General features: G+C 59.8%; 11 protein-coding genes. 3 read left to right on the forward strand and 8 right to left on the reverse strand.

Annotation, left to right across the window (positions count from 1 at the left end; genetic code table 11):
* Both BLR72_RS18845 and speB read right to left on the reverse strand, forming a co-directional pair.
* Complete coding sequence (locus tag BLR72_RS18845) at positions 1-810, reverse strand: transporter substrate-binding domain-containing protein (RefSeq protein ID WP_091923580.1); 810 nt, start codon at positions 808-810, stop codon at positions 1-3.
* Positions 811-898: 88 nt separating this feature from the next.
* Positions 899-1960: an agmatinase gene (gene speB, locus BLR72_RS18850; RefSeq protein ID WP_027232182.1), complete on the reverse strand. Its 1062-nt coding sequence runs from the start codon at positions 1958-1960 to the stop codon at positions 899-901.
* A 214-nt stretch (positions 1961-2174) separates the two neighbouring features.
* Between speB and gcvA the strand changes: the two genes are divergently transcribed.
* Together gcvA and BLR72_RS18860 are read left to right on the forward strand one after the other, a co-directional pair.
* Entirely contained in the window at positions 2175-3218 is a 1044-nt protein-coding gene (gcvA, locus tag BLR72_RS18855; RefSeq protein ID WP_091951020.1) for a transcriptional regulator GcvA, read from the forward strand.
* Between the two features lie 8 nt (positions 3219-3226).
* On the forward strand, positions 3227-4402 hold the full coding sequence (locus BLR72_RS18860) for an aminotransferase (RefSeq protein WP_091951022.1): 1176 nt from the start codon (positions 3227-3229) through the stop codon (positions 4400-4402).
* A 25-nt stretch (positions 4403-4427) separates the two neighbouring features.
* On the opposite strand, the gene ggt is transcribed toward BLR72_RS18860, so the two are convergent.
* Both ggt and BLR72_RS18870 read right to left on the reverse strand, forming a co-directional pair.
* The gene (ggt, locus tag BLR72_RS18865) at positions 4428-6155 is read right to left on the reverse strand and encodes a gamma-glutamyltransferase (protein WP_244506769.1); all 1728 of its coding nucleotides are present in this window, start codon (positions 6153-6155) and stop codon (positions 4428-4430) included.
* Positions 6156-6260: 105 nt separating this feature from the next.
* The gene (locus BLR72_RS18870) at positions 6261-6983 is read right to left on the reverse strand and encodes a glutathione S-transferase (protein WP_091951026.1); all 723 of its coding nucleotides are present in this window, start codon (positions 6981-6983) and stop codon (positions 6261-6263) included.
* 195 nt (positions 6984-7178) lie between these two features.
* Between BLR72_RS18870 and BLR72_RS18875 the strand changes: the two genes are divergently transcribed.
* Positions 7179-8099, forward strand: coding sequence for a sugar phosphate isomerase/epimerase family protein (locus BLR72_RS18875; protein WP_091951028.1), 921 nt, complete (start codon positions 7179-7181; stop codon positions 8097-8099).
* A gap of 4 nt (positions 8100-8103) precedes the next feature.
* Here BLR72_RS18875 and BLR72_RS18880 read toward each other — a convergent pair whose 3' ends face one another.
* The 4 genes from BLR72_RS18880 to BLR72_RS18895 all read right to left on the reverse strand — a co-directional run bounded on the left by BLR72_RS18880 (position 8104) and on the right by BLR72_RS18895 (position 13423).
* Positions 8104-9090, reverse strand: coding sequence for an aldo/keto reductase (locus tag BLR72_RS18880; protein ID WP_091951030.1), 987 nt, complete (start codon positions 9088-9090; stop codon positions 8104-8106).
* A gap of 32 nt (positions 9091-9122) precedes the next feature.
* The gene (locus BLR72_RS18885) at positions 9123-11444 is read right to left on the reverse strand and encodes a Tex family protein (protein ID WP_091951032.1); all 2322 of its coding nucleotides are present in this window, start codon (positions 11442-11444) and stop codon (positions 9123-9125) included.
* 79 nt (positions 11445-11523) lie between these two features.
* Complete coding sequence (locus tag BLR72_RS18890; protein WP_091951034.1) at positions 11524-12663, reverse strand: Gfo/Idh/MocA family protein; 1140 nt, start codon at positions 12661-12663, stop codon at positions 11524-11526.
* 13 nt (positions 12664-12676) lie between these two features.
* The gene (locus BLR72_RS18895; protein WP_175492408.1) at positions 12677-13423 is read right to left on the reverse strand and encodes a sugar phosphate isomerase/epimerase family protein; all 747 of its coding nucleotides are present in this window, start codon (positions 13421-13423) and stop codon (positions 12677-12679) included.
* Positions 13424-13434 lie beyond the last annotated feature (11 nt).

Genomic DNA, 13434 nt, shown 5'->3' on the forward strand with positions numbered 1-13434 from the left:
TCAATCCTTGAGGTTTTCGGGATTGAGCGGCGTTTTGAGCCAGGCTTCCGAGCTCTTGTTGAGGCTGCCGTCCGAGAGCATCTTGGCGACCGTATCATTGATCGTCTGCTTCAGGCGATCTTCCTTCTTGTTGAGCGCGATGTGCGAGGGAGAGGTCAGAAGCTGGAACTTTTGCTCAGGTGCCAGTGCTTCCTGGCGGGCGAGAACCTGCGCGCCCACATCGTTGCCGACAACCATGAGTTCGGTCTGGCCCGAGATGAAGGCCTGAATGACAGCATTGTAGTTGTCGAAGCGCTTGATGTCGGCCGATGCAGGAGCGGCTTCGGTGAGAGACGTATCTTCGAGCGTGCCGCGGTTGACGGCAATGGTCTTGCCGGCAAGTCCATCCTTGTCTTTCACCTCGACCGCCTTCGGACCGATGACGGCGATATAGTAGGGCGCATAGGCGGCGGCAAAATCAATGACTTGTTCGCGCTCCTTGCTGTAGCCGACGCTCATCAACAGATCGACACGGTGTTCGGTGAGATAGGGAATGCGGTTCTGTCCAGTCACCGCGACCGCATTGAGCTTCACTTTGAGCGCGTCCGCGATCGCCTGCGCCACGTCCATGTCATAACCCTTGAGCGACATGTCCGCGCTCGCCGACGAAAAGGGCGGGAAGTCGGCGAAGACGCCGATGTTGACGACGCCCGCCTTGGTGATGTCGTCGACTGCATCGGCCTTGGCCGCTTGTGTGGCAAGGCCGAAACCGGCACTGCCGATGAGAAGCAGCGCCGCAAATGATGATCGCAGCTTGGTATGAATTGTCATCGTATTCCCCTTCATTGTTGTTGTTGTGTGTTGGTCTTCCAAAAATGCCGAGGCGCCAGTCGGCGCCTCGTACTCGATACTGTCGTCGTCAGCGCTTTCCCTGGACGAACGGGCTGAACACCATGAGCGACAGGATCTCGAAGAGTACCTGTGCGCCGGCATGCGCGGTGTTGGTGGTCGCATCGTATTGGGGAGCCACCTCGACGACATCACCGCCGACAAGGTTGAGCCCTTTTAGCCCGCGCAGGAGTTCGAGTACTTCGCGGGTCGTCAGTCCGCCGACTTCCGGCGTCCCAGTGCCCGGTGCGAAACTTGGATCGAGGCTGTCCACATCGAAGGACAGGTAGGTCGGTCCATCGCCGACGATGGCCTTTGCCTTTTCGATAATCGCCTGGATGCCGAGACCGCTTACCTCCTCGGCATGAATGACGGTCATGCCGGATTCGTACGAAAACTCCCACAGATATTCGGCCGAACCGCGAATGCCGATCTGGATGGTTCGGCTCGGATCCAGCACACCATCGAGAACCGCGTTGCGGAAGGGGCCGCCGTGATGGAACTTGGTCTGGTCGAAAGCGCCACCCGTATCGCAATGGGCATCGATATGGATCATTCCGACCGGGCGGTCCTTGCCGACTGCCTTAAGGATCGGATGGGTAATCGAATGGTCGCCACCGATGGAAAGCGGAACCACGCCGGCATCAACAATCTGGTTGATCCGCCGCTCGATATCGACATGGCTCTGTTCGAGGCGGTAGCGGCTGGCAAATGGCACGTCGCCGATGTCGGCCACGCGCAGATCAAAGACCGGCGAGCATTCGAGCACATGATTATAGGGACCGATGCGCTCGATTGTTCGCAAAGCGCGGGGACCAAAGCGCGATCCGGTGCGGTTGGTAACACCGAGATCCATCGGTACGCCTACCATGGCCACCTGCAAATTGCCGAAATCGGGATTTGCTGCGTCGACCGGCATGTGCGGCGCGGTCAGAAAGGTCGGAACGCCCGCATAGGGTGCAAGGCGCGTACCGCTCTTGGAGAAAATCTTGTCCGCGACTTTGCGGAATTTTGCGTCGAACAGCTCGCCGCCGTGGCTTTCACCATATTTGGCGCGCAGTTCGTCGAGTTTGTTCTTGTCCCATGATGCCATGATCGTGTCCCATAGTCTTCATGCTCGGGGCGATCGGCGCGGATTCGCTTTGTCGATTTTTCAGGATATCCGCTGGTCTGTGTTCCCCGGGCATTTTGCCTCTTTCAATGCATTATCGATCCAAACCCGATGGAAAAGCAATTGACATTGTTATAGCATGGCTTGTGAAAATATCTCACATGACTTTCCCGCGGTTGAGCGCTAATGGAGTTCTATGACGCCTGGTCGCCTGCCCCCGCTCAACCCACTGCGCGCCTTCGAGGCGGCGGCGCGGCATGGGTCTGTTACGGCGGCAGCGCGGGAGTTGAACGTTACCCACGGCGCGATCAGCCACCAGATCAAAGCATTGGAGACAATGCTCGACGTCCAGTTGTTCGAGCGCGGTGCGCAGCGGCTGAAATTGACCTCGCAAGGCGCACTGCTTTTGCCGACGGTCTCGAAGGCTTTCGAAGATATTGCCGCGACGACGGCGCTGATCAAGCGGCCGACCACAAGCGGCGAACTGACAGTGACCTGCGTTCCCGCATTGCTCTCGCTTTGGTTGATACCGCGTATGAACCAGTTCACGGAGCAGTATCCAGACATAAGACTGACGCTGATCGCATCGAACGATTCCGATCATCTGTTTTCGTCGGACGTGGATGTCTGCGTGCTCTATGGCCATGGGAGCTGGACCGACTGCTGGTCCCGCCTGTGGACTACGCTCAAACTTTTTCCCGTAGCGAGCCCGACGCTCCTTAATATGCGCCCGCTCCGATCCGTGCGTGATCTGCGCAATCACGTTCTCCTGCATGGCGATGACGGGCGCGAGTGGAATACCTGGCTTGCTGCTGCCGACGCCACCGAGCATGCGCGGGGCGCTCAGCATTTCATGAGCGATGCGCGCCTGTCGACCGAGGCCGCGGTCTACGGGCAGGGGGTGGCGCTCGGCGATACGATCACCGCAAGCACGCTGATCGCCAAGGGCGAACTCATCGTGCCTTTCGACCTCACAGTGCCGGCCAACAACGCTTTTTATGTCGCCTGTCGCAATGAGGTTCGCAACGCCCCGATCGTCAAGGTGTTTATCGATTGGCTCTTCGCTTCGCTGGAGGCGGATACCATCACCGAACCGCAAACATCAGCCCGCCGGATTATCCGCCGCCGCAGCGGCAAGGTGAGCGCGCCGGAGCGACTGGTCGAATTACCCATTCCGGCAACGCGCCCGCGACGCCCCGAGCGCTCGCAGAAGCGCCGGGCCAAACTTGATACACGATAGGAACGACTATGCCAGTTGCCCCACTCAACCTGCTCATAACGCGTCTCTCGCCCCCGCCAATTCCAGCCGTGCAGTCCTGGGGCAAGTCCTATGACGGCGCCCTTGGGCCGCTGATCGATCTCTCGCAGGCGGTTCCCGGCTATCCGCCGCACCCTGCCATGCTGCAATGGCTCGGCGAGGCAGCCGCATCCCTTGCTTATACCAATTACGGCGCGATCGAAGGCGAGCCTGCGCTCCGTGACGCTTACGCCGCGCATGTGGCAGAGCTTTATGGCGCCAGAATTGGGGCCGAGAATATTCATATCACCTCGGGCTGCAATCAGGCTTTCATGTGCGCTGCCATGGCCGTGGCTGCGGCAGGCGACACCATTCTGGTGAGCAACCCCTATTACTTCAATCACGAGACGACGCTGGCGATGCTCGGCATCAAAACCGAACTTGTCGCGTGCCATGCGAGCGAAGGCTTCGTGCCGACGGTCGAAGCCCTCATCGACGCAATCGTACCCGGCGTCCGCGCACTCGCGCTGGTGACCCCAAATAACCCTACCGGCGCGATCTATCCGCCAGACCGGCTGAAAACCCTCTTCGACGCGTGCAAGCGCAACGGCATCTGGCTCATCCTCGACGAAACCTACCGCGACTTTCTTCCGGAACACTATGGCGCACCGCATGGGCTCCTTCGCGAAGAGCATTGGCCGGACCACCTGATCCAGCTCTACAGTTTTTCAAAATCGTTCTGCATCCCTGGCCACCGCCTTGGCGCCGTTACGGCAAGCCCGCGCGTCGTCGAGGAAATCGCCAAGATCATGGACAATCTGCAAATCTGCGCGCCGCGGGCGGCGCAGGGTGCGGTCGCACAGGCGTTGCCGGCACTTGCGGAATGGCGGGCCGGCAATCGCCACGAAATCGAAGTGCGCTCGCAGGCCTTGCGCGATGTCATGGCCGGGCTCGACGAGTGGAAGCTTGAGGCGATCGGCGCTTACTTTGCCTTCGTGCGCCATCCATTCCAAGGCAGATCATCAACCGAAGTCGCCGAGCATCTCGCAAAACGGGTCGGCATCCTTTCTATTCCCGGACAGTATTTCGGCGAAGGGCAGGATCAGTTCCTGCGCTTCGCCTTTGCCAATGCCAATGCGGCGACGATCGGCCAGTTGCACGGCAGAATGCATGGCTTCAGCATCTGACGCACCTGCAAACCGTCGCTGATGCCTAGTAACCCTTAGCCGCTCCGGAAGCAGCGCGGCTATCCATGGCGCCGTTATACCGCGCTCCGCCGCCTTCTTCGATTTGCGAAAGACTGGCGCCGCCGACGAGGATACCGGCGGCCTCACCCCAGATGGTCCAGTCCTTGTCGATATTTACATCGTGACCCATCTCCACCAGCAGCTTGCGCGTATCCGACGAGAGGGCGTAGGGCTCCATGTAGACGCGATCCGGCAGCCATTGGTGGTGGATGCGCGGGGCGTCGATCGCCTCCTGAATATTCATGCCGTGGTCGATGACGTTGACAATTGCCTCAAGCGTGATCGTGATGATGCGGGCGCCCCCTGGACTGCCGATCACCATGAATGGCTTGCCGTCCTTCGAGACGATGGTCGGGCTCATCGAGGAAAGCGGCGTCTTCTTCGGTTCTATTGCATTGGCTTCGCCTTGTACGAGCCCGTAAAGGTTGGGCGAACCCGGCTTCGAAGTAAAATCATCCATCTCGTTGTTGAGGAGGACGCCGGTGCCCGGCGCCATCACCCCGGCGCCGAACGAGCCGTTGAGCGTATAGGTGACGGCAACGGCATTGCCTTCGTCATCGACGATGGAGTAGTGCGTGGTTTCCTTGCTTTCGCCGAAGCCTTTCGGCATCAACTTCTGCGAGACACCGGCCTTGAACGGGCTGATCTTGTCGCGGATTTCCTCGGCATATTTCTTGTCCAGCAGTTTGCTGACAGGGTTGTCGACAAAGTCGGGATCGCCAAGTGTCGTATTGCGGTCGACATAGGCATAGCGCATGGCCTCGACCATGGTATGCACGGTTTCCGCCGAACCATAGCCGAGATAACCGAGCGGATATCCTTCGAGAATATTGAGTATCTCGCAGATGATTACCCCACCCGAGCTTGGCGGAGGCGAGGATACGATGTCATAACCGCGATAGTTGCATTTGACCGGCTCGAGTTCTCGCACACTGTACTGCTCGAAATCGGCTTTCGCCAGAACGCCGCCACCCGCCTCGCTCGCTTTGACGATGGCATCCGCGGTTGCTCCCTTGTAGAACGCGTCAGGGCCCTTTTCGGAAATGGCGGAGAGTGTCGCGGCGAGATCAGACTGGACCAGTGTTTCGCCGATGGAATAGGTCTTTCCGTCGGGCTTCAGGAAGACAGCGGCCGCCGTCTTGTCTTTGGCAAGGGTCTCGGCACCATCCTGCAGCGACGCGACGTCGCCCTGATCGAGTTCGAAGCCATCACGGGCAAAGCGGATCGCGGGACCGATCAGCTCTTCACGCGGCTTGGTGCCGTATTTGGCACGGGCCGTTTCGAAGCCCATCACCGAGCCGGGCACGCCGATGGCGAGATAGCCATCGGTGCTTGCGCCTTTCACAATATTCCCCTTGTCATCGAGATACATCGTGCGCTTCGCGGCGAGTGGTGCGCGTTCGCGAAAATCGAGGAATGCCGTCTTGCCGTCCTTCATACGGATGGTCATGAAGCCACCACCGCCAATATTGCCTGCGGTCGGGTAGACCACCGCCAGCGCATAGCCGACCGCGACCGCCGCATCGACGGCATTGCCGCCGTTCTTCAGCACCTCTACACCGACCTCGGAGGCCAGATGTTGTGCCGTTACGACCATGCCGTGCTCGGCCTTCACGGGCTCGGGCGAAGCCGCCGAGGCGCCTGTCGTCCCCACAGCTGCCAGCACCACGCTGAGCGTGAGAGCGCTCGCCATCGTTAAGCGATAGTCCATGATCGTTCCTCCCAAAGATCGTGACAAGAGGAGAGATAATGGAGGCAGCCTGAGCGGCGTGTCCAGCAAAAGTATAGTACTTCCTGCTTATGCGTCCTGATCAAGTTCGGCATAGTGGCGAAATATGCCGGATTCATTGAAATCGAGGCGACGGTCCGATTCAAGATATCGGCTGATGTTGGGGCGCTTCTGCACCATGTCGTGCACGGCGGCAACGGCAGGGTAATCTTTGGCAAGCTTTCGCGTCGCGCGCGGAAACGCGTAACGCAGGCCCTCGAAAACCTGGAACAGCGAAAGGTCGACATAAGTGAGACTGCCGCCGACCGCGTGCCCGCTTCCAGCTGGATTTTGCTTCAGCACGCGTTCGAAATAGCCGAGGAACTTGGGTATCCGATGCTCGATGAAATCAGTGGAGCGATGCTTGGCCGCCTCCTTCTGGTCTTCGTAATACGCGTTGGTCGAGAGCGGATGGTGCGTGTCATGCACCTCGGCGACGAAATCTGTGATGGTAAGTTGCAGGCCGTTTGCCACAAAGCGCAACGATTCATCTTGCGGCGCAAGACTGAGCTTTGGCCCGAGATAGAGAAGGATGTTGGCAACGTGCGAGACAATCAAGTCACCGTCTTTCAGGAATGGCGGCGCGAAAGGGATATGCGGCTCGGTCCGGCTTTTGAGAAATCGCATCATGGCCGCCATGCCATCAGACTGGCGTGCCACATCGATGTAGTCAGCGGCGGCTTCCTCGAGAGCGAGACGAATGAACTCGCCGCGTCCCTGCAGACCATCCCAATAATAAAGCTCATACGCCATGCTCACCTCCTGCCTCCGCTATCGTTCCGAGTCGCAAGCCAAGCATGCGATTATGGCAGCAATTCCTTTGAGCCTTGCGAGAATGCAATTGACTTCACTGATCGGCGAGCAAAAGCTTTTGCGGCCAGCATTGTCGTGAAACGGTCAAGCAGCGGCCCTATCATCGCAAGTACCCTACAACCGCGAGAACTGAAAATGAGCCTCCCCATAATTTCATCCGTCGGCTTCTGCACTTATACGAGCGAGGGGGGCGATTTCAGCACGCTTGAAGGGTCGATCCGTACAATCGCCGACCTCGGCGCCACCGCTGCCGAGCTTTCGCTTTACGGTGAGGAGATCATCGCCGGCGGTCGTATTATCCCAAGCCGCGCCGAGCGCCTGGTGCAAATCACCAAACAGTTCGATCTGCATTACAGCGTCCACGGCCAGATCGTATCCAACTTCATGGACAGAGAGCACCTCGCCGAGCAGAAAGCCGTCGTCCGCGCCATGCTTGAACTATGCAACCGTATCGAGGCGGGCGTGCTGGTTCAACATTCCGGCCAGGCGAAGATGCAAGCGGCCACCCGCAACCGTGCGCTCGATGCGATGGAGCGCGACGCGCTCGCCGAGATGGCGGAAGTCGCCGGCCACTATGGCGTGCGCATCGCGCTCGAAAACATCTTCGCCCTAAGCGACAACGAATATCGCCAGACGCCTTCGCAAGTTGGGGAAACGGTCAGGTCCGTTGACAGCCCGCATGTCTGTGCGCTTATCGATTTCAGCCACGCCTATATCGAATGCACGCGCCTCGGCCTCGATTGGCGCGCGGAGATCAAGGCCATGGCGCCCGTCACCGGCCACCTGCACGTGCATGACAGCTTTGGCCGCCCCTACACCATGACGAAGTTTTATCACCCGGCGGAAGCGACTGCCCTCGGCATCGGCGATCTGCACCTGCCGGTCGGCTGGGGCGACATTCCGTGGGAGGAGATCTTTGCAGAACTGACCTTCCTGCCCGATACGATGCTCGTCCTCGAAATCACTGAAGACAGGTTCAAGGCTGAACAAGCGGAGAGTCTTGCGCTCGCCAACAAGCTTGCCGCCCTTGTCAATGATCGGCGGCTTGCCGCCTGATGCCTCAACGTATGGTGAAGGGCTCAAATGCGGCGTAGGCCGCGTCAGGCACCTTGACCGACAGGAGGTCGATATTTCGCGTGAGGCTTGAGGGTTTCGCCGTTCCGATGAGGACGTTGGCGACAACGGGTTCGCGCAATGGAAATTGAATGGCCGCGGCAGCGAGCGGAATCGCGTTGGCTTCCGCAATATCCTGCATGGCGCGAACCCGGGTCAGCACGTCGTCGGATGCCGGGCCATAATCGAAATTCGCGCCCGGAACCGGACCGGTCGCCAATATGCCGGAGTTGAACACACCGCCGATGACCAACGAAATGTTCTGCTTGCGGCAGGCATCCAGAAGACCGCCTTCCGCCGAGCGGTCGAGTAACGAATAGCGTCCGGCAAGCAAAATGCAGTCGATTGGACTGCGCGCAACTACGTCAAGACAGACGTCGACCTCGTTGACGCCGAGGCCGTAGGCGGAAATGGCGCCCGACGCCTTGAGTTCTTCCAGCGCCCGCATGCCGCTATCGAGAAGCTGTCGCAAGTAGACGGCATTCTTCTCGGCGCCATGCGTATACGCGCCAATATCGTGAACGTAGAGAATGTCTATCCTGTTCAACCCGAGACGGGCATAGCTGAACTCGAACGAGCGCATGATCCCGTCATAGCTGTAGTCGTAATCGACCGTGAAGGGCAGGGGATTCACATAGGAATAATCCGGCACCTGATCCTCTGGAACCGGACGAAGCAGGCGCCCAACCTTGGTCGAGAGCACGTAATCTTCGCGCCGCTTGTCGCGCAGGAAATCGCCGGTCCGCCGCTCGGACAGGCCGAAACCGTAGAATGGCGCGGTATCGAAATAACGCAGGCCCGCATCCCAGGCAGCCTGCAACGTTTCCATGGCAGCTTCACGGGTGCACTCGCGGTAGAGACCGCCGATCGCCGCGCCGCCAAATCCGAACGCGGTGACGGCGAGCGATGTATTGCCAATTTTGCGGATATCCAAGACGTCCTCCCGAACCATTGATTATCGTTACGCTATTTCTTGCGCAGGGCATCGGCAAGCGCCGCACCGAATGCGCCCTGCGGCGGCACCGACTGCTGCTTTGGCGCGGGCGCGTTGGAGCGGGGTTTATGCGATGGCGCGTCGCTGGGTCTTGGCCCACGCGGCGCCGGCGCACCGCCATCCTTGCGCATCGTCAGTCCGATACGGCTGCGCTTGACGTCGACATCGACCACCCTGACCTTGACGACATCACCAGCCTTGACCACCTCGTGCGCGTCCTTGACGAAACGGTCCGCTAGCTGCGACAGGTGGACAAGGCCGTCCTGGTGCACGCCGATATCGACGAAGGCGCCGAAGGCCGCGACATTGGTTACGGTCCCCTCGAGCAGCATGCCGGGCTTCAGGTCCTTGATGTCATCGATGCCGTCGGCAAAGGATGCCGTCTTGAACTCAGGCCGCGGGTCGCGCCCCGGCTTTTCCAGTTCAGCAATGATGTCGCGCACCGTCGGCAGACCAAAGCGGTCGTCGACGAAAACGCGCGGATCGAGGGCCCGCAACGCAGCGCCGTCATTCATCAAGGCGCGCACATCACGGCCGCAGGCGCTGACGATTTTCTTGGCGATTCCATAGGCTTCCGGATGCACGGCCGAGGCATCGAGCGGTTCGGTACCATACGGGATACGCAGGAACCCGGCGCATTGCTCGAAAGCGCGCGGCCCGAGGCGAGCCACTTTCAGGAGATCACGCCGCGTTTTGAACGGTCCGACCTCGTTGCGATAGGCAATAATCGCTTCGGCAAGCGCGTTGCCGAGTCCGGAAATGCGAGCGAGCAACGACGCCGATGCCGTGTTGAGGTCGACGCCGACTGCATTGACCGCGTCTTCGACGACACCCTCGAGCGAACGCGCAAGACGGTACTGGTCGACATCGTGCTGATACTGGCCAACGCCGATCGATTTCGGTTCGATCTTGACGAGTTCGGCCAGCGGATCCTGCAGGCGACGAGCAATCGACACCGCGCCGCGCAGCGAAACATCGAGGTCGGGGAATTCGGCCGCGGCGGTCGCCGAGGCTGAATAGACGGACGCACCCGCCTCGCTGACGATGACCTTCATTGGCTTCGGCGACGGCATCGCTGCGAGCATGTCGGCCACGAGCCGCTCCGTTTCGCGGCTTCCTGTTCCGTTGCCGATGGCAACGAGTTCCACCTTGTGGCTGACGATCAATCGCGTAAGCTCGGCCTGGGTGCCGCGCACGTCGTTGCGTGGCGGGAAAGGATAGACAGTCGTCGTCTCGAGAAGTTTCCCTGTACCGTCGACAACCGCCACTTTCACGCCGGTGCGGATGCCGGGGTCGAGCCCCATTGTCGAGCGCGATCCGGCAGGGGCCGCCAGCAGCAGATCCTTCAGGTTACGCGCAAATACGCGGATAGCCTCCTCTTCGGCCCGTTCGCGCATTGTCGTCATGAGGTCGATCGAGAGGTTGAGCGAGAAGCGGATTCTCCATGCCCAGCGCACCACGTCCATCAGCCAGATATCGGCAGCGCCACCCTTGTCGGAGATCGCATAGGCATTTGCGATCATCCGTTCAACCGGCTTGACCGGAGCCGTATCCTCGGCGTCCACTTCGATCTCGAGCGACAGAACCTCTTCATTGCGGCCACGCAGCATGGCGAGCGCCCGGTGGCTAGGGACCGCCGACCAACGCTCGAAGTGATTGAAATAGTCCGCGAATTTCGCACCCGTGTCGGCTTTGCCGTCGACTACCTTGGCGCGCAATACCGCACGGTCCTGCATGTAATTGCGCAGGCGGCCGACCAGATCGGCATTTTCTGAAAAAGTCTCGACCAATATGTCGCGCGCTCCCTCGAGCGCTGCCTTCACATCCGGCACATCGTCATTGATAAAGTTCGTTGCAAGTTGCTGCGGAACCGAGGCTCGATCGGAGAGGATCGCTTCCGCCAAGCGCCCGAGGCCACGCTCGCGAGCGATCTCGGCCCGTGTGCGCCGTTTTGGTTTGTAAGGCAGATAGATGTCCTCAAGCTCTGCCTTCGTCGCGGCTGCCGCGATCTTGCCTTCGAGTTCATCGTTGAGCTTGCCCTGGCTTCGGATCGACTCGATGATCGTATCGCGGCGGGCATCAAGTTCGCGCAGGTAGAGCAGCCGCTCGTCGAGCGTACGCAATTGCGTGTCGTCGAGCCCGCCCGTTACCTCCTTGCGATAGCGCGCAATGAAGGGAACCGTAGCGCCGCCATCCAGCAACTCGATCGCCGCATTTGCCTGTTCAGGCCTCGCATTGATCTCGGCTGCGATAAGACGGGCAATACGGGCGGTGTGGGCACTATTTGCGGTCACGGGGCATTTCCATCACTTATGATCGGGCGGCGACAATAGGACTGCCCGATCATGACCGCAATGCGCGAGACGCTTCGCGTCAGGGCTTTTTCAACAGCGATTTGGCGTCCTTTATGCCGAGTGCCTCCGGCCGCGAGCAGCTTGTCCTGATGTCGATGAACTTCTTTTCTTCGCCGGAGCGAAGGATCGACACCATCACATCCACCCCGTGGAGCGCGCGTTCGAGCGAGCACCGGATGTCGCGGCCCTCGATGATGGCCGCTGCCATGTCAGCGAGACCAGCAGTCCGGTAATTGGCCATCATGCCGGCCGCGTGTTTCTGGTTGGCGATACCGAACGGATGCGACCATGCCTTCACCGGTTTGACCTTCTTGCCCGGCTTCGCCAGCTTGACCTCGCCGCCAAAGAAATTCGGATCGGGAAGGAAGATCGACCCATCAGTGCCGTAGAGCTCCATGTTAGGGTGATGGTGCGCCCAGACGTCCCAGCTTGCAGACAGGGTGACGGTTGCACCGCTCGCGAATTCCAGCAGAGCCTGGATTGTCGTCGGTGTCGTCACGTCGATGACTTCACCCTTGCGGGGAAGGCTCGAAATCGTCCGAGTCGTCGAAGCCATCGAGGTGAGCGCTGCGACGCGCCTGACCGGTCCGATCAGGTTGACGAGATTGGCGATGTAGTAGGGACCGAGATCGAGGATTGGACCACCGCCGGGTCGGAAGAAGAAATCAGGATTTGGATGCCAATGTTCCATGCCATGGCTGAGGACATGAGCCGTGCCTGAGGTAATGGTACCGACCTCGCCATCATCGACCAGCTTGCGGGCCAACTGGTGCGCTCCGCCGAGGAAAGTATCGGGCGCGCAACCCGCCTTGAGCTTTTTCTTCTCCGCAAGCTTTTGAAGCTCAAGTCCGTCTTTCAGCGACAACGTCAGGGGCTTTTCCGAATAAAGGTGTTTGCCCGCGCTCAGGATTTGTTTGGATACGTCAAAATGCGCATCGGGAACCGTGAGATTGACAACGATGTCGACGTCGTCGCTGGCAAGCAGCGCGTCCATCGAACGGGCCTCAATGCCATGTTCGCCGGCGCGATGCTGCGCGGCTGCCGCATTGATATCGGCGATAGCCTGCACTTTGATGCCTTTGAAGAGCGGTGCGAGATTGAGATAGGTCGATGAAATATTGCCGGCGCCGATAATCCCGATACCAAGTGACCTGGCCATGATGCTGCTTTCCTCAGTACGACTTGACGGTGGCAATGGAACGGCGGGCAAACCTTTCGTCATCCGACGGATTGTCGTGCTCCATGATGAAGTATTGCGCGGGCGTCTCGCGCAGGGTTCCCATCAATCCTTTCCAGTCGATAGTGCCGTGGCCGACATCGGCCCAGCCGTCCTCGTTCGCATTTTCGCCCGGCCCCGCAATATCCTTGACGTGAACCGCGACAATTCGATCGCCGTGACCCTTGATCCACTGCACGGGATCGGCGCCGGCACGGATAATCCAGGCAATGTCGGCTTCCCATGCGATACTTGGCGCGGCCGCGAAGATGGCATCTTGCGGCAAGCTGCCGTCGGCGAGCGCCTTGAATTCAAAATCGTGGTTGTGCCAGCCGAAAACGTAGCCTGCTTTGCTGTAGGTTGCGTGGGCGCGTTCGAGCCGCTCGCCGAAAGCAAGCCAGCCTTCCCGGTCCGCGGGCCGCAGGTCCGGCGCAAGGTGGGGGCAAAAAATCGCCTTCATGCCCAGCCTACCGGCAATGTCGAGCACCTTCTGCGGCTCGTTCTCCAGAAGGTCGATACTGAAGTGACCCGTTGGCATGGCAAGGCCGTTGGCGTCGAGGGCCGCTCGCGTTGCTTTCGGATCGGCATAGACGGCGCCGAAGCCTTCGACCTGCGCATAACCATGGCGTTTGAGCATGGAAAAGGTCTTTTCAAGCGGCGGGAAGTTGCGCGAGCTATAGAGCTGATAGGAAAAATCGGTCACTGCGGTTCTCC

It is taken from the genome of Phyllobacterium sp. YR620, from assembly GCF_900104165.1.
Taxonomy (GTDB): domain Bacteria; phylum Pseudomonadota; class Alphaproteobacteria; order Rhizobiales; family Rhizobiaceae; genus Phyllobacterium; species Phyllobacterium pellucidum.

Bases quoted from the DNA above. Each gene is read 5' to 3' on its own strand.
- BLR72_RS18845 (WP_091923580.1), bottom strand. From the start codon at position 810: ATGACAATTCATACCAAGCTGCGATCATCATTTGCGGCGCTGCTTCTC.
- speB (WP_027232182.1), bottom strand. From the start codon at position 1,960: ATGGCATCATGGGACAAGAACAAACTCGACGAACTGCGCGCCAAATAT.
- gcvA (WP_091951020.1), top strand. From the start codon at position 2,175: ATGACGCCTGGTCGCCTGCCCCCGCTCAACCCACTGCGCGCCTTCGAG.
- BLR72_RS18860 (WP_091951022.1), top strand. From the start codon at position 3,227: ATGCCAGTTGCCCCACTCAACCTGCTCATAACGCGTCTCTCGCCCCCG.
- ggt (WP_244506769.1), bottom strand. From the start codon at position 6,155: ATGGCGAGCGCTCTCACGCTCAGCGTGGTGCTGGCAGCTGTGGGGACG.
- BLR72_RS18870 (WP_091951026.1), bottom strand. From the start codon at position 6,983: ATGGCGTATGAGCTTTATTATTGGGATGGTCTGCAGGGACGCGGCGAG.
- BLR72_RS18875 (WP_091951028.1), top strand. From the start codon at position 7,179: ATGAGCCTCCCCATAATTTCATCCGTCGGCTTCTGCACTTATACGAGC.
- BLR72_RS18890 (WP_091951034.1), bottom strand. From the start codon at position 12,663: ATGGCCAGGTCACTTGGTATCGGGATTATCGGCGCCGGCAATATTTCA.